12 protein-coding genes and 1 pseudogene are annotated in these 16007 nt (G+C 71.6%); 3 read left to right on the top strand and 10 right to left on the bottom strand.

Annotated features, from left to right (window positions below; all coding sequences use genetic code 11):
- Positions 1-196, bottom strand: a 196-nt coding sequence (locus CKO43_RS17855; protein ID WP_200379427.1) for an ATP-binding cassette domain-containing protein, incomplete at its 3' end; no start/stop codon positions are given.
- A gap of 7 nt (positions 197-203) precedes the next feature.
- Positions 204-1064, bottom strand: coding sequence for a putative selenate ABC transporter substrate-binding protein (locus CKO43_RS17850; protein ID WP_200379426.1), 861 nt, complete (start codon positions 1062-1064; stop codon positions 204-206).
- Positions 1065-1185: 121 nt separating this feature from the next.
- On the opposite strand from CKO43_RS17850, the gene selD reads away from it, so the two are divergent.
- Positions 1186-2247 carry a selenide, water dikinase SelD gene (selD, locus tag CKO43_RS17845; RefSeq protein ID WP_200379425.1) on the top strand — a complete coding sequence of 354 codons (1062 nt, stop codon included), beginning with the start codon at positions 1186-1188 and terminating at the stop codon, positions 2245-2247.
- Between the two features lie 165 nt (positions 2248-2412).
- Here selD and CKO43_RS17840 read toward each other — a convergent pair whose 3' ends face one another.
- The 7 genes from CKO43_RS17840 to ubiU form a co-directional block, all read right to left on the bottom strand.
- A complete protein-coding gene (locus CKO43_RS17840) occupies positions 2413-4182 on the bottom strand; it encodes a PHA/PHB synthase family protein (protein WP_200379424.1) in 1770 nt (589 codons plus the stop codon).
- A 34-nt stretch (positions 4183-4216) separates the two neighbouring features.
- Positions 4217-5398, bottom strand: a complete 1182-nt coding sequence (locus tag CKO43_RS17835) for an acetate/propionate family kinase (RefSeq protein ID WP_200379423.1) — start codon at positions 5396-5398, stop codon at positions 4217-4219.
- Entirely contained in the window at positions 5395-6801 is a 1407-nt protein-coding gene (locus CKO43_RS17830; protein ID WP_200225925.1) for a bifunctional enoyl-CoA hydratase/phosphate acetyltransferase, read from the bottom strand. Before CKO43_RS17830 ends, CKO43_RS17835 begins: the two co-directional genes overlap by 4 nt.
- Before the next feature lie 261 nt (positions 6802-7062).
- Entirely contained in the window at positions 7063-8847 is a 1785-nt protein-coding gene (locus CKO43_RS17825; RefSeq protein WP_200379422.1) for a methyl-accepting chemotaxis protein, read from the bottom strand.
- Between the two features lie 174 nt (positions 8848-9021).
- Complete coding sequence (ubiT, locus tag CKO43_RS17820; RefSeq protein WP_200225923.1) at positions 9022-9468, bottom strand: ubiquinone anaerobic biosynthesis accessory factor UbiT; 447 nt, start codon at positions 9466-9468, stop codon at positions 9022-9024.
- Positions 9465-10394 carry a U32 family peptidase gene (locus CKO43_RS17815; RefSeq protein WP_200379421.1) on the bottom strand — a complete coding sequence of 310 codons (930 nt, stop codon included), beginning with the start codon at positions 10392-10394 and terminating at the stop codon, positions 9465-9467. The genes ubiT and CKO43_RS17815 overlap by 4 nt, the downstream gene beginning before the upstream one ends.
- Positions 10395-10398: 4 nt before the next feature.
- Complete coding sequence (gene ubiU / locus CKO43_RS17810) at positions 10399-11418, bottom strand: ubiquinone anaerobic biosynthesis protein UbiU (protein ID WP_200225919.1); 1020 nt, start codon at positions 11416-11418, stop codon at positions 10399-10401.
- A gap of 297 nt (positions 11419-11715) precedes the next feature.
- Here ubiU and CKO43_RS17805 point away from each other — a divergent pair.
- Together CKO43_RS17805 and CKO43_RS17795 are read left to right on the top strand one after the other, a co-directional pair.
- Positions 11716-14010 (top strand): annotated as a pseudogene (locus tag CKO43_RS17805) (ribonucleoside triphosphate reductase).
- Complete coding sequence (locus CKO43_RS17795) at positions 13997-14686, top strand: anaerobic ribonucleoside-triphosphate reductase activating protein (RefSeq protein ID WP_200379419.1); 690 nt, start codon at positions 13997-13999, stop codon at positions 14684-14686. Before CKO43_RS17805 ends, CKO43_RS17795 begins: the two are co-directional and overlap by 14 nt.
- 1 nt (position 14687) lies before the next feature.
- Here the strand turns inward: CKO43_RS17795 and CKO43_RS17790 are convergent, their stop codons facing one another.
- The gene (locus CKO43_RS17790) at positions 14688-15995 is read right to left on the bottom strand and encodes an iron-containing alcohol dehydrogenase (protein WP_200379418.1); all 1308 of its coding nucleotides are present in this window, start codon (positions 15993-15995) and stop codon (positions 14688-14690) included.
- Between the last annotated feature and the right edge of the window lie 12 nt (positions 15996-16007).

Genomic DNA, 16007 nt, shown 5'->3' with positions numbered 1-16007 from the left:
GCTCGACACGGCCGGCAGCCGGCCGCAGCGCCGCGGCGACGAGCTGCAGCAGCGTCGTCTTGCCGGCGCCCGACGGGCCGATGACGGCCACCGCCTCGCCCGCGCCGACCGAAAGCGTCAGCCCGGACAGCGCCGGCGGCGCGTCGGCGCGGGCCGCCGGGTGGCGGCCGGCGAGGCCGTCGAGCGCGACCCGCATCCGGCGCTCAGATCAGGCCGGCGGCACGCGCCGCGGCCTCTATGCCCTTGTAGTTCTCGGGCTGGGTCGGCACGAAACGCGTCGCGCGCTGCAGTTCCAGCACCTCGCGGCCTTCGGCCGTGTCGCGCGACAGCGCCAGGAACGCGGCCTTGATCTTCTCGCGCAGCGCCGCCGGCATCTGGGCGTGCACGGTCCAGTTGTAGTCGTAGTAGGGCGGCGTCGTGTAGACGACGTGCACACGCTGGGTGTCGACCTTGTTCTCGGTGACGAGCTTGTCCCAGACCGAGATGTTCAGCGCCCCGGCGGCCACCTTGCCGGCGGCGACCGCGGCCACGGTGGCGTCGTGCGCGCCGCTGTAGGCAACGCGGCGGAAGTCGCGGTCGGGCTCGATGCCGGCCTGCATCAGGAAGCTGCGCGGCATCAGGTGGCCCGAGGTCGAGCTCTGCGAGCCGAAGCTGAAGTCGCGGCCCTTGATGTCGGCCAGCGTGCGGATCGCCGGGTCGGCGCTGACGAAGACCGAGCGGAACTTCTGGTCCTCCTCGCGCTGCACCAGCGGCACGACCTGGCCGCCGGAGCGGATGCTGGCCTGCACGAAGGTGAAGCCGCCGAACCAGGCGAGGTCGATCTTGCGGTTGACCAGGGTCTCGACGGCGGCGGCGTAGTCGGTCACCGGCGTGTACTCGACCTTCATCGCCAGCTTGCTCTCGAGATACTTGACCAGCGGCGCGGCCTTGCGCGCGAGCTCGGTCGGCGACTCGTCGGGGATCGCGGTGACACGCAGCACCTGCTGGGCGTGGGCACCGGCGGCGGCGACAGCGGCGGCGAGGGCGGCGACGCGCAGCGCGCGGGACATCAGGCGATGGATCATCGGCTCTCCGGTGGGCGGCGAATGGGGGCGCGATTATGGAAGTTCGGCCCGGCCCGCGCAGGCGCTCGGTTTCCCGGGGCGGACTATGCTCGTCGCCGTTTCGCGATTCGAGAGCCCGACCATGACCACCCCCACCACCGAACCCCGCCTGACCTCGCTGTCGCACGGCGGCGGCTGCGGCTGCAAGATCGCCCCGGGCGTGCTGAGCCAGATCCTGCGCGGCAGCAGCGCGATGCCGATGCCGCCCGAGCTGCTGGTCGGCCTGGAGACCAGCGACGACGCCGCGGTCTACCAGCTGAACGACGAGCAGGCGCTGGTGGCGACGACCGACTTCTTCATGCCCATCGTCGACGACCCCTTCGACTTTGGCCGCATCGCGGCGACGAACGCGCTGTCGGACGTCTACGCGATGGGCGGCAAGCCGATCCTGGCGCTGGCGCTGGTCGGCATGCCGATCGCGGTGCTGTCGACCGACACGATCGCGCGCGTGCTCGACGGCGGCGCCTCGGTCTGTCGCGCCGCCGGCATCCCGATCGCCGGCGGGCATTCGATCGACTCGGTGGAAGCGATCTACGGCCTGGTCGCGCTCGGCCTAGTGCACCCGCAGCGTGTGCGCCGCAACGCCGATGCGCGAGCCGGCGACCTGCTGGTGCTGGGCAAGCCGCTGGGTGTCGGCGTGATGTCGGCGGCGCTGAAGAAGGGTGCGCTCGACGGCGCCGGCTACGCCCGCATGATCGAGACGACGACGAAGCTGAACACGCCCGGCCCCGACCTGGCGGCGCTGGACGGCGTGCACGCGCTGACCGACGTCACCGGCTTCGCGCTCGCCGGCCACGCGCTCGAGATGGCACGCGGCTCGGGCTGCGACGTCCTGATCGACTGGGCCGCGGTGCCGCTGCTGCCGGGGGTGCGTGAACTCGCCGCCGCCGGCTTCGTCACCGGCGCTTCGGGGCGCAACTGGGCCGGTTATGGCGCCGAGGTGAGGCTGCCCGAAGGTTTTGCGCCCGAAGCGCGTGCACTGCTGACCGACCCGCAGACCAGCGGCGGCCTGCTCGCCGCCTGCGCGCCCGAGACGCTGGACGCGGTGCTGGCGGTGTTCCACGAACACGGGTTCGACGCCGCCGCGGTGGTCGGCCGCGTGCAGGCGAAAGCCGAGGCGGCGCCGCGGCTGCTGCTGCGCTGAGGGCTGCGGCCAAAAAAAGACGGGGCCACGAGGGCCCCGTAACTCGATCTTCCTGGCCGCCCGGCGCCGGAAATCGCCGGACAGCGGGAGCATTCTGCGGTCGCCGCCGCGGCCCGTGCCAGCGCCGCCCGTCATGCCCCCGGCGGCACTGGGCTCAAGCCGCTCTCAGTCGCGGTAGCTCTGGTGCACGTAGCTGCCGGGGGCGTCGCCCAGCACGTCGGCCTTGGCGGGCGTGCGCGCCTTGGCGAGTTCGCCGCTGGCGTGCTCCAGCAGCCACTGGTGCCAGGCCGTCCACCACGAACCCTGCAGCCGCGGCGCCGCCGCGGCCCAGGCGTCCGGGTCCAGCCAGGGGCCGTCGGCGGCGCGTGTCGCGATGCGGTAGCTGCGCCGGGCGTGGCCGGGTTCGCTGACGATGCCGGCGTTGTGGCCGCCTGTGGTCAGCACGAAGGTGATCTCGGTGTCGGCCAGGCGGTTGATCTTGTAGACCGACTTCCAGGGCGAGACATGGTCTTTCTCGGTGCCGACCACGAACATCGGCACGTGGATGTCGGACAGCGCCACCGGCCGGCCCTCGACCGGGAAACGCCCTTCGGCGATCTCGTTGCGCAGGTAGCAGCGGCGCAGGTATTCGCTGTGCATCGCGGCCGGCATGCGCGTGAGGTCGGCGTTCCAGGCCATCAGGTCGTTCGGGCTGTCGGGCTCGCCGAGCCAGAACTCGCGCAGCCGCCGCGACCAGACCTGGTCGCGCGAGTGCAGATAGGCGAAGGACCCCGCCATCTGCGGCCCGGTGAGGAAACCGCGCTCGGCCATCATGTCCTCGAGCAGCGTGACCTGCGACTCGTCGATCAGCACGCCCATCTCGCCGGGTTCGGCGAAATCGGTCTCGGCCGCCAGCAGCGAGACGCTGGCGAGTTCGGGCAGCAGTTCGGCGCGTTCGATGCGGCCCGGCCGCGCCAGCGCCGCCGCCGCCAGCGCGAGCAGCGTGCCGCCCAGGCAGTAGCCGCAGGCGTGCACACGCTGCCCCGGCAGCAAACGCGCGATTTGCGCCAGCGGGTCGAAGACGCCGAGCGCCAGGTAGTCCTGCATCGCCAGCAGCGCGTCCGACTCGTCCGGGTTGCGCCAGCTGAGGATGAAGACCGTGTGCCCCTGCTCGACCAGCCACTTGACGAAGGAGTTGTGCGGCGACAGGTCGAGGATGTAGTACTTCATGATCCACGACGGCACGATGAACACCGGCTCGGCCTGGACCGAAGCCGTCAGCGGCAGGTACTGGATCAGCTCGACGAGGTGGTTGCGCCAGACCACGCGCCCCGGCGTGAGCGCGACGTCGACACCCGGCCGGAACGCCGCCTCGTGCGCGTGCAGCGGCTCCAGGCCGTGCTGGCGGCGCCAGTCGTCCAGGGCCTGCGTCGCGCCGTCGACGAGGTTGGCGCCGCCGCGTTCCAGCGTGCGCTGCAGCACCTCGGGGTTGGCCAGCCCCAGGTTGGACGGCGCCAGCATGTCCAGCCACTGGCGCGCGAAGAAGCGCGTCACCTCGCGGTGGTGCGGGTCCATGCCGCGCAGCTCGGTCGCGTCCTGCCACCAGCGTTCGGCGGCGTGGTGCGCGTGCACCGCCGGCGCCCAGGGCCACTGCTTCCAGGCGCTGGCGGCGAAGCGTGCGTCGCCATTGGCGGGCTCGGTGCCACCCAGCGCCTCGCCCCAGGTCTCGATCGCGGCCTGCTGGGCCCGCAGCGCCAGCAGCGCCGCCGTCGCCGGCTGCGCCGCCAGGTGCAGCGCCCAGTCCTGGAAGGCCAGCGCCAGCGAGATCGGCGACAGGCCCGAGAACCAGGGCGCCACGGCGGCATGCAAACGGCTGTCGAACTGCTGCGCGGCGGCACGTGCCGGGTCCAGCGCGGCCGTGGTCGCGGCAGCGGTGGCGGGGTCGGGGTTGGGCATCGGGGTCCTCACAAGGGCGGCGACGCCGGCGCGTTCAGCCGGCGTCGAGATGGGCGAAGGCGGCGTCGGCGGCGACGCGGCCTTCGTCGGTCGGCACGATCCAGGCTTCGACCGTGCTGTCGGCGGCATGCACCGGCATCAGCACATCACCGGTGGCGGCGAGGTTGGCCGCGGCGTCGAGCTTCAGCCCGGTGAAAGCCAGGCCGGCGGCGACGTCGGCCCGCAGCCGGGCGTCGTGTTCGCCGATGCCGCCGGCGAACGCGATCACGTCCAGGCCGCCGATGGCGGCGATGATCGCGCCGCTTTCGCGCAGCACGCGGTGCGTGAACAGCTCGATCGCCTCGGCCGCCGCCGGCTCGGTGCTGGCGCGCAGCGTGCGCATGTCGGCCGAGATGCCGGAGACGCCCTTCAACCCCGACTCGCGGTAGAGCAGGCTCTCGACTTGCTCCAGGCTCCAGCCGGCGCGCCACAGATACAGCAGCACGCCGGGGTCGAGCGCGCCGCTGCGTGTGCCCATCATCAGGCCGTCGACGGCCGACAGCCCCATCGAGCTGGCCATCGAGCGGCCGCCGACGGCCCCGCACAGGCTGGCACCGTTGCCCAGGTGCGCCATCAGCAGCCGGCCGGCGGCACGCGGCGTCGCCGCGGCCAGCGTGCGGCTGACGTAGTCGTAGGACAGGCCGTGGAAGCCGTAGCGGCGCAGGCCCTGCTCGTGCAGCGCACGCGGCAGCGGCAACCGGCGTTCGACCGCGGGCATGGTCGCGTGGAAGGCGGTGTCGAAGCAGGCGATCTGCGGCAGCCCGGGCAGTGCGGCGCGGATCGCCTCGACCCCTTCGAGGTTGTGCGGCTGGTGCAGCGGCGCCAGCGGCTCGAGCGTGTGCAGATAGGCCAGCAGTTCGTCGTCCAGCGCACGCGGCGCGGTGCAGCGCCGGCCACCGTGCACGATGCGGTGCGCGACGGCTGCCAGCCGCAGCCCGCTGGCGGCCAGCAGCGACAGCAGCTCGGCCAGCGCGGCGTCGAACGAGCCGCTGCCCGCCGGCACGACGAGATCGTGCACCGGCTCCCGGTCCAGCCGCCAGCGCGGCGCACCACCCGGCTCCAGGCCCTCGAACAGACCGGTCCACAGCGCCGGGCCGCTGCGCTCGTAGACGCCGAACTTCAGCGACGACGAGCCGGCGTTGACCGCCAGCACGGCGTCGCGCAGGCCGGCGCTCATTTCGCCTTGAACGCCGCGATCGCGCGCGCGACGACACCGGCCAGCGCCGCCGATGCCATGCGCGAGATCGGCGCGTCGGCCCGGCTGGTGAGCGCGATCGGCACGCGTGCGCCGAGCACGACGCCGCAGCTGGCGGCGCCGGCCAGGTATTCGAGCTGCTTGCCGAGCATGTTGCCGGCTTCCAGGTCGGGCACGACCAGGATGTCGGCATTGCCGGCGACCGGCGACTCGATGCCCTTGATGCGCGCGGCTTCGACCGAAATCGCGTTGTCGAAGGCCAGCGGGCCGTCGAGCAGCGCGCCGGTGATCTGGCCGCGGTCGGCCATCTTGCACAGCGCCGCGGCGTCCAGCGTCGACGTCAGGCGCGGCGTCACCGTCTCGACCGCCGACAGCAGCGCAACCCGCGGCTCGGGCACGCCGAGCGCGTGCGCGAGCTCGATGGCGTTGCGCACGATGTCGGCCTTGTCGGCCAGCGTCGGCGCGATGTTGATCGCGGCGTCGGTGACGAGCAGCGGCTTCGGATAGGCCGGCACCTCGAAGCGGTAGACGTGCGACATGCGCCGGCCGGTGCGCAGCGAGCTTTCGTCCAGGATGGCCTTGATCAGCTCGTCGGTGTGCAGGCTGCCCTTCATCACCATCTGCACCGCGCCGCGTGCGGCGAGCGCGGCCGAAGCCACCGCCGCCGCGTGGCTGTGCGGCACATCGACGATCTCGATGCCGTCCAGCGACAGCTTCATCTGCTCGGCCAGCGTGCGCAGGCGCAGCTCGGGGCCGACCAGCACCGGCTCGATCAGGCCGTGGTCGCGTGCGTCCAGCGCGCCGCTGAGCGAGCCTTCGTCGCAGGGATGGACGACGACGCAGCGCACCGGCGGGTGGCCACGCAGCGTCTGCACCCAGGCCTCGAGCCGGGCCTCGGGGTCGAACAGGTGCATGGTCGGCATCACCTGGCGCGGGCGCACGACCTTCTGCGTCGGCGCACGCACCAGCGCTCGGCCGGTGACGACCTGCTCGCCGCGCTGGTTCAGCACGACGCAGTCGAGCGCGACGTTGCGCGTCGCGTCTTCCTTCTCGACCACGGTCAGGCCCACGGTCAGCGTGTCGCCGACGTGCACCGGGCGGTGGAAACGCAGGCTTTGCTCGAGGTAGATCGTGCCAGGGCCGGGGAACTCGGTGCCCAGCAGGCTGGAGATCAGCGCACCGGCCCACATGCCGTGCGCGATGACGCCTTTGAAGCGCGTGCCCTCGGCGTACTCGGCGTCGACGTGCGCCGGGTTCATGTCGCCGGAGACGAGCGCGAAGGCGTTGATGTCGTCCATCGACAGCGTGCGCATCATCTGGGCGCGCTGGCCCGGACGCAGCTCGTCGTAGGTCAGGTTCTCGATCAGCCCTTCCTGAGCACCCATGGGGATCCGTCCTCGGTGGTCGTCTCGGCGATGCGCCCGGCCGCAAACGCGGCAACGCGGCGGCGCCGGCGCGGGTGGCACACGGCGCAGCGGCCGACCGGTCGAGACCCGGTGCGGCCGACGGACCCATTCTGGCGGGCCGCGGCTGCGCCGTGTGAGGCGATCAGCCTAAGGCCACGCGGGCAGCGACGGCCAAGGGCGTTTTGCTGCAGTGCACATGATGTGCATCAGGCCCCGAGCCCCCCCGGACCCGGTGCCGGATCAGAAGCTGGTCCAGTCGTCGGCTTCGGCGGCAGCGACCGTCGCTGCCGTAGCTGCCGTGGCTGCGGTCGCCACAGTCGCCGCGGTGGCAGCGGTCGGGCGCGGGGGCGCAGCCGGACGCGCGGGCGCCGGCAGCGCGGGCCTGGACACCGGGCGCGGCGTCGCGGCAGCAGGGGCCGCGACTGCGGCCAGCTTCGGCGCCGCCACGGCCTCGCCGGCGGCGAGGTGGAAAACGCTGACCAGCGCGATCAGCCGCTCGGCCTGCTGGCGCAGGCTTTCGGCGGCGGCGGCGCTCTCTTCGACCAACGCGGCGTTCTGCTGCGTCGCCTGGTCCAGGCCGCCGATGGCGCCGCTGACCTGGGCGATGCCGGCGGTCTGCTCGGCCGTCGCATGGCCGATCTCGCCGATCAGGTCGGCCACGCGCTGCACCTGGGCGACGATCTCGGCCATCGTGCGGCCGGCGTCGCCGACCAGCCGCGAGCCGGTCTCGACCTTGTCGACCGAGCTGCCGATCAGCGCCTTGATCTCGCGCGCCGCTTCGGCGCTGCGCTGGGCGAGCAGGCGCACCTCGCCCGCGACGACGGCGAACCCGCGGCCCTGCTCGCCGGCACGCGCGGCCTCGACCGCCGCGTTCAGCGCCAGGATGTTGGTCTGGAAGGCAATGCCGTCGATGACGCCGGTGATGTCGGCGATGCGGCGCGAGCTGTCGCTGATCTCCTGCATCGTCGCGACCACCGCGCCGACGACCTCGCCACCCTGGCGCGCCACCGTGCTCGCGGAGCCGGCGAGCTGCGTCGCCTGCTGCGCGGTTTCGGCGTTGTGGCGCACCGAGGCACTCATCTGGTCCATCGACGCCGCGGTCTCGGCCAGGTTGGAAGCCTGGGTCTCGGTGCGCTGCGACAGGTCGGCGTTGCCGGTGGCGATCTGCGCCGTGCCGGTAGCGATCGAGTCCGAGGCCGAACGCACCTGGGAGACGATGCGCGCGAGGCTCTGCTGCATCGCGCCCAGCGAGGCCAGCACGCTGCCGGCGGGAGCCCGCTCGGCACCAGCCACCGGGCCCAGCTCGCCGGCGGCGACGCGCGAGGCCGCGGCGCCCAGTTCGGCCGGCTCGGCGCCGAGCGCCCGCGTGATGCCGCCGGTCACGAGGTGGGCGAGCACGCCGGCCAGCAGCATCGCCGCCAAGCCGACACCGACCAGCAGCCAGCGCTGGGCGGAGAAGGCCGCGTCGGCCAGCGCCACGTGTTCGGCCGCCAGATGATTGCCGTGCTCGACGTAGGCGTCGGCGGCGGTGATCAGCCGCGCCAGCAGCGGCCGGCACTGCTCGTCGATGCGCTGGATCGCCTCCTCGCGCCGGCCCGAGGCGCCCAGCTCGACGATCGTGCGCGCCACCGGGCCGTACTCAGCCTCGATGCGTTCGATGGCGGTGAACAGCTCGCGTTCGCGCTCGCCCACGTCGTCGGCGGCGGTGAGCGCCTGCTTCAGGTGCGCCAGGTTCTGCTGCACCTGCGCGTCGGCCTTGCCGACGCTCGCTTTCAGCGCGGCACGTTCGGCCTCGGAATCGACGATGACCAGGTCGCGCGCGCCGATCGCACGCGCGCTGGCGGCGTCGAGGACCCGGTTGGACAGCTGCAGCCGCTTCGCGTCCTCGTTGATGTAGCCGGAGAAGACCCGATAGCTCTTCCACTGCGCGTGCAGCGCGAAGCCGCTGACGACGAGCACGAGCAGGGCGAGCAGCCCGAAGCTGGCTAGCAGCCGGGTACGGACGGTGATAGCGGTGATGTTCATGCCGTTGTACTTCGAGATCGAGGCAACACCCCGGACAGTGGGGCACCGGATTCGATCATCCGGAAGAACGACGGCTGCGGTCGTTGCAAAAGACCGGTTTATCGGTCCCGAAACACGCTGAATCGATCGAAATGCTTAATACGGCAATTTTGACGCGACTTCATTTGCGCCGGATCAGAACCTGAACAGCGGCCCGAGCGCGTCGAGCGTGTTCTTCAGCACCAGGCCCATCTCGGTGTCGCCTTCCATCACGAGGGCGCGTTCGAAGAACAGGCGGTCGGCGTCGTCCTCGCCGCGCAGCAGGCGCAGGTAGTCGGGCAGCGCCGCGGCGATGCGCAGCGCGACCGGCTGGTTCTGCGGCGCGAGCACGAAGCCGCGCGCGCCGAGCTGCAGCTTCATCGCCAGGCCCAGGTCGGTGACCGCGACCTCGACGCTGCGGCCGGACAGCGCCGCCTTGGCGTCGGCCGGCAGGCGCGCCAGCAGCAGCTTGTTCATCGCCAGCGCCAGCACCAGGCTGGGCGGCTGCATCGGCAGGCGCTGCACGATGGGCTTGACCTTGGCCGCGGCCAGGGCGTGCAGTTCGGCCAGCGTTCGCGGGGCGACAAAGGCTTGGGTCTTCATGCGGCTTTCCATTCCATGCCGGCGCGACCTTGCGCGTACCCGTTGGCCAGGCCGCCCGGCAGCGCGATGGCCTCGAGCTCACGGCGCGCGGCGGCTGCCGGCGCTCCCTGGTTCATCACCTGCTCGAAGCAGGCGAGCACGGTGTTGAAGTGCTGCGAGCACGGCGACAGGCGCAGGCGGCGCACCCCGGCGGCGACGATCTGCTCGCGCTGCTCGATCAGGCAGTGCTGGGCCGCACCCTGGGTCTGGATGCCGTTGAGCACCAGGAAGGGCTTGCCGTCGCTGGTCGACAGCAGCAGGCCGTCCGGGTGGTCCTGGCAGCGGAACTCGCACTGGTCCTTGCTCAGCTGGTAGTGGCGTGCGGTGAAGCAGCGCGCCGAGAACGCCAGCGGCATGCGGCCGAAACCGAAGGCCTCGGTCGCGACCGGCGTCTCGCCGGCCTTGACCGGGTCGGCGGCCGGGTTGACGCGGCCCATCGCGTCCAGCGGCAGTTCGGCCGGCGCCGTCCAGCGCACGGCGCCGAAGCCCGCGTGCTCCTCGAGCGCGGCGCGGCTGTAGACGTTCAGGTGCGGGCCGATCGCGAACGGCAGGCCGGCGGGTTCGAGCACCGCGAGCGCAGAAGCGTCGCCGGCTTCGACCAGGTAGTCGCGCTGCTCGGCGATGCGGCGCACCAGGCGCAGGTCGGCTTCGGACTCGATCAGCCCCTGCGTCGCCAGCACGATCTCCTTGCCGGCGGCGCGCAGGTCGGCGGCCAGGTCCAGCCAGTCGTCGAGCTTGAACTCGTAGCGGCGCGAGCAGACGACCTCGCCCAGCACCACGGTGTCGGCGGCCGATTCGGCGACGCCGGCGTAGAAGTCCATCAGCGCCTGGCGCGTCCAGTAGGTCAGCACCGGGCCGACGGTCAGCGATAAACGTTCGGAACTCATGCTCTTACCGCCACGGGCGGTCCAGGGCGCCGAGGGTGTGCTGCTGGCCTTCGGCAAGGTGGCCCAGCGTCGCGGTCCAGGCCGGCTGCACGCTGAAGCGGTCGGGCGCGGCCTTGGCGGCGTCGATCGCCTGGCGCCAGACCTTGGTCACCTGCTCGGTGTAGGCGGGGCTGCGCTGGCGGCCTTCGATCTTCAGCGCCTTGACGCCCATCTTCATCAGCTCGGGCAGGATGGCCAGCGTGTTCAGGCTGGTCGGCTCCTCGATCGCGTAGTCGCGCTTGCCGTCGACGACGAAGCGGCCCTTGCAGATCGTCGGGTAGCCGCGCGGCTCGTCGGGCGCGTAGTGGTCGATCAGCATGCCGCCCAGGCGCGACTCGACGCCGCTGGGTGTGTCGGTCCAGCGCACGGCCGACGGCGGCGAGCACACGCCGACGTTGTTCGGCGACTGGCCGGTGGCGTAGGACGACAGCGTGCAGCGGCCTTCGACCATCACGCACAGGCTGCCGAAGGCGAAGCACTCGATCTCGACCGAGGTGTTGCGCAGCACGTGCTGCACCTGCTGCAGCGTCAGCACGCGCGGCAGCACCGCGCGCTGGATGTTGTAGTGGCGCTGGTAGAAGTTGATCGCCTCGTAGCTCGTCGCCGAGGCCTGGACCGACAGGTGCAGGCGCAGCGCCGGGTGCGTGCGCGTGGCGTAGGCCATCACCGCGGTGTCGGCGCAGATCAGCGCGTCGGCGCCGAAGTCCACCGCGGTATCGACCGCGCGGTACCAGGGCGTCACGTCCGCCGACTGGGCGAAGGTGTTCAGCGCCATCAGGACCTTGCGGCCCCGCTTGTGCGCGTAGGCGATGCCCTCGCGGACCTGGGCGTCGTCGAAGTTCAGGCCGGCGAAGTTCCGGGCGTTGGTGGCGTTCTTCAGGCCCAGGTAGACCGTGTCGGCGCCGGCGTCGACGGCCAACTGGAGGGCCCGCAGAGAGCCCGCGGGACAGACCAGTTCGGGCGCCGCGAAGGGGGGCTGTTGCATGGCGGGCGGAGTCTATGCGCCGGCCCCGCACGCGGCTTGCGGGACGTCAAGAACGGCGCGGACCGGAGCACCCGGCACCCGCGATTCGGACGCAAACACCACAGCGCGGCGGCCCGCCGCCGCGGCGCACGGGCGGTTGCAGCGGCCGTGCCGCGCACCCAAAACCCCGGGCGATGCCAAGGCAAGCCCCTCGCGCAGCTTGCTTGAACTGCATCAAATCGAGCGGACTTCGGACGCGCCAGACGCTAGCTATTGGGTATCGTCGACCCCCTACACACCATAGATAGTGTCCAGCGCATGTCAGACGCCGCTTTGCCCCCACCCGCCGACCAACAAGCCGCACCGCTCGCGGTGATCAAGCGCGAAGGCCGCACCGTCGCCTTCGACGCCGCCAAGATTGTCGACGCGCTCGCGCGCGCCGGCGCCGCCACAGGCGAGTTCGAAGCCGCCCGCGCCGCCGAGCTGACGCATCAGGTCACCGAGCGCCTGCGCCGCCGCGTCACCGGTGTCGAGCAGATCCAGGACGAGGTCGAGCGGGTGCTGCAGGAGGCCGGCCACTTCGCGACCGCACGCGCCTACATCGTCTACCGCGAGCAGCGCCGCGCGCTGCGCCAGGACCGCAGCGTCGCCGTCGACGTCGAACGTTCGGTCAACGAATACCTGGCGCGCCAGGACTGGCGCGTCAACGCCAACGCCAACCAGGGCTACTCGCTGGGCGGGCTGATCCTGAACGTCTCGGGCAAGGTGGTCGCCAACTACTGGCTCAACCACGTCTACCCGCCGGAGGTGGGCACCGCGCACCGCGAAGCCGACGTGCACATCCATGACCTGGACATGCTCTCGGGCTACTGCGCCGGCTGGTCGCTGCGCACGCTGCTGCACGAAGGCCTGAACGGCGTGCCGGGCAAGGTCGAGGCCGGCCCGCCCAAGCACCTGTCCAGCGCTGTCGGCCAGATCGTCAACTTCCTGGGCACGCTGCAGAACGAATGGGCCGGGGCCCAGGCCTTCAGCTCCTTCGACACCTATCTCGCGGCCTTCGTGCGCAAGGACGCGCTCAGCTACGACCAGGTGCGGCAAAGCCTGCAGGAGCTGATCTACAACCTGAACGTGCCCTCGCGCTGGGGCACGCAGACGCCGTTCACCAACCTCACCTTCGACTGGACCTGCCCGGAAGACCTGCGCGAGCAGGTGCCGGTGATCGGCGGCCAGGAGATGCCGTTCGCCTACGGCGAGCTGCAGGTCGAGATGGACATGATCAACCGCGCCTATATAGACGTGATGATGGAAGGCGACGCCAAGGGCCGCTCGTTCACCTTCCCGATCCCGACCTACAACATCACGCGCGACTTCGACTGGGAGCACCCGAACACCGAGCGCCTGTTCGAGATGACGGCCAAGTACGGCCTGCCCTACTTCCAGAACTTCCTGAACTCGGACCTGCAGCCGAACATGGTGCGCTCGATGTGCTGCCGGCTGCAGCTGGACCTGCGCGAGCTTCTGAAGCGCGGCAACGGCCTGTTCGGCTCGGCCGAGCAGACCGGCTCGCTGGGCGTCGTCACGCTCAACTGCGCCCGCCTGGGCTATCTGCACGCCGGCGACGAAGCCGCGCTGCTGGCCGCCACCGACCGCCTGATCGACATCTCCCGCACCAGCCTGGAGATCAAGCGCAAGGTCATCCAGGGCCACATCGACAGCGGCCTGTTCCCGTACACCAAGCGCTACCTGGGCACGCTGCGCAACCACTTCTCGACGATCGGCGTGAACGGGATCAACGAGATGATCCGCAACTTCACCGGCGACCGCGCGGACATCACGACCGACGAAGGCCACGAGATGGCGCTGCGCTACCTCGACCACATCCGCGCGCGCATCGTGCAGTTGCAGGAAGAGACCGGCCACCTCTACAACCTGGAAGCGACGCCGGCCGAAGGCACGACCTACCGCTTCGCCAAGGAAGACAGGAAGCGCCTGCCCGGCATCCTGCAGGCCGGCACGCCCGAGCGCCCGTACTACACCAACTCGTCGCAGCTGCCGGTGGGCTTCACCACCGACCCCTTCGAGGCGCTGGAGCGCCAGGAAGACCTGCAGCGCAAGTACACCGGCGGCACCGTGCTGCACCTGTACCTGGGCGAACGGGTCTCGTCGGCGCGTGCCTGCCGCGACCTGGTGCGCCGTTCGCTCGAGCGCTACCGCCTGCCCTACATCACGGTGACGCCGACCTTCTCGATCTGCCCGAAACACGGCTACCTCGCCGGCGAGCACGCGTTCTGCCCCAAGTGCGACGAGGAAGCCCTGGCGCGCAAGGCCGCCAAGGCCGCCCGCGCCGCCCCGGCCGCCTGACGGCCGCCACCCCAACCGAAGGAAAACCGCATGAGCCACAGCCAGACCCCTCTCGTCCACCCACAGCTCGAAGAACACGAACGCACCCGCTGCGAAGTCTGGACGCGGGTGATGGGCTACCACCGCCCGATGGCCTCGTTCAACATCGGCAAGCAGGGCGAGTTCCTGGAACGCCGCTACTTCGACGAACCGGGCCGCGAGCAGACCGCCGCAGCCGAGGTCACGGCCACCATCGAGTGTGGCTGCGCCTGAGGCGCTCGTCGTCGGCGGCTTCCAGCCGCTGAGCACCACCGACTGGCCCGACCGCCTCGCCGCGGTCGTCTTCGTCCAGGGCTGCCCCTGGCGCTGCCGCTACTGCCACAACCCGGCGCTGCAGTCGCGCGAGGGCAGCGGCCCCGGCTGGGACGAGGTGCTGGCGACACTGACGCGGCGCCGCGGCCTGCTCGACGGCGTCGTCTTCAGCGGCGGCGAGCCGACGCTGGACCCGGCGCTGCCCGACGCGGTGGCGACGGCACGCAGCCTGGGTTTCGCCGTCGGCCTGCACACGGCCGGCATCTACCCGAAGAAGCTGCAGGCGCTGCTGCCGGCGCTGGACTGGGTCGGCCTGGACCTGAAGACCGACATCGCCGGCCACGACGCGCTGACCGGCCGCCCGGGCAGCGCCGCGCCGGTGCACGAGGCGCTTGCAGCGCTCGTCGCCAGCGGCGTCGACCACGAGATCCGCAGCACCTACCACCCGGCGCTGCAGTCCGACGAGGCGCTGGCGAAGATGGCGCAGACCTTGAAACGCGCCGGCGCCAGGCGCTGGGTGCTGCAGCAGTGGCACCCGCGCGCGGGCGCGCCGCTGTTCGACACACCCTGGCACTGGCCCGAGCCGGCGGTGCTGGCCTGGCTGCGTGAACTCGGCCCCGAGCTGAGCCTGCGCTAGTTCAGGCGGCCGCGGCCTTCTTGCGCGGCGCGCGTTTGCTTGCCGGTTTCGCGGCCGGTTTGACGGCGGCGCGTTTGCGCGCCGCCGGCGCCGGCAGCAGCGAGCGCAGGATGGCCTCGCAGTCGCGCTGGGTCATCACGCGCGGCACGGGGTAGTTGCCGTCGGCTTCGCGGCAGGCGGCCTGCGCCAGCTTCGGGATGTCGGCGGCACGCAGCGCCTCGAGCTTGTCGGGGATGCCGACGCGCCGGTTCAGCTCGGCGACGGCGTCGATGAACTTGTGCGCCAGCGTGGTGTCGCCGTCGTCGGCGGCGCCGACCCGTGCGCGCCGCGCCAGCGCCGCCAGCCGCGGCTCGCAGGACGCGGCGCAAAACCGCAGCACCGCCGGCAGCACGACGGCGTTGGCCAGCCCGTGCGGCACGTGGTAGCGGCCGCCGAGCTGGTGCGCGATCGCGTGCACGTTGCCGACGTTGGCGCGTGTGAACGCGAGGCCGGCGTAGGTCGAGGCCAGCGCCATGCGTTCGCGTGCCACCAGGTCGGAGCCGGTGTGCACCGCGCGTTCGAGCTGCTCGAAGACCATGCCGACCGCGGCCAGCGCCATGCGGTCGGTGTAGTCGGTGCACCACTGGCCGATGTAGGCCTCGACGGCGTGCGTCAGCGCGTCCATGCCGGTGGCGGCGGTGATCGCCGGCGGCAGGCCGACCATCAGCTGCGGGTCCAGCGCCGCCATGCGCGGCACCAGCCGCGTGTCGGCGACGACCAGCTTGCGCTGCGCCTTCGGGTCGGAGATCACCGCGGCGACCGTGACCTCGCTGCCGGTGCCGGCGGTCGTCGGCACCGCGTACAGCGGCAGCGGGCCGTGCAGCCCCTTGAAGTAGCCGACCAGCGCCTGCGGCGACTTGCCGTTGGCCACAGCCAGGCCGATGACCTTGGCCGCGTCCATCACCGAGCCGCCGCCGAAAGCGACGATGGCGTCGCAGCCTTCTTCACGCAGCAGCGTGATGCCGGCTTCGACGATCGGGATCGGCGCATCGGGCTCGACGCGGTCGAAGAGCACGGTCTCGGTGCCGGCAGCGTGCAGCGCGGCGAGCAGCGGTTCGAGCAGGCCCAGGTGCACCACCGTCGCGTCGGTGACCACCATGACCTTCCGATGGGTGAAATCCCCGATGGCCTGACCGAGCTTGGCGCTGGCCCCCGGCCCTACGATCAGCAGCGGCTGCGGGATCGGCAGCAGCTTCGTCACCACACCTGCCGCACGTTTGAGCTGGGGAAGCCCGAGCGTGCGGGCCATGTCGCCGATCAAGTTGGTCATCCGACCTGCCCT

It is taken from the genome of Rubrivivax gelatinosus (assembly GCF_016583785.1).
Taxonomy (GTDB): Bacteria; Pseudomonadota; Gammaproteobacteria; order Burkholderiales; family Burkholderiaceae_C; genus Rubrivivax; species Rubrivivax gelatinosus_B.
Note: the sequence above shows the minus strand (reverse complement) of the source record. Positions and strands in the feature narration are given on the sequence as shown.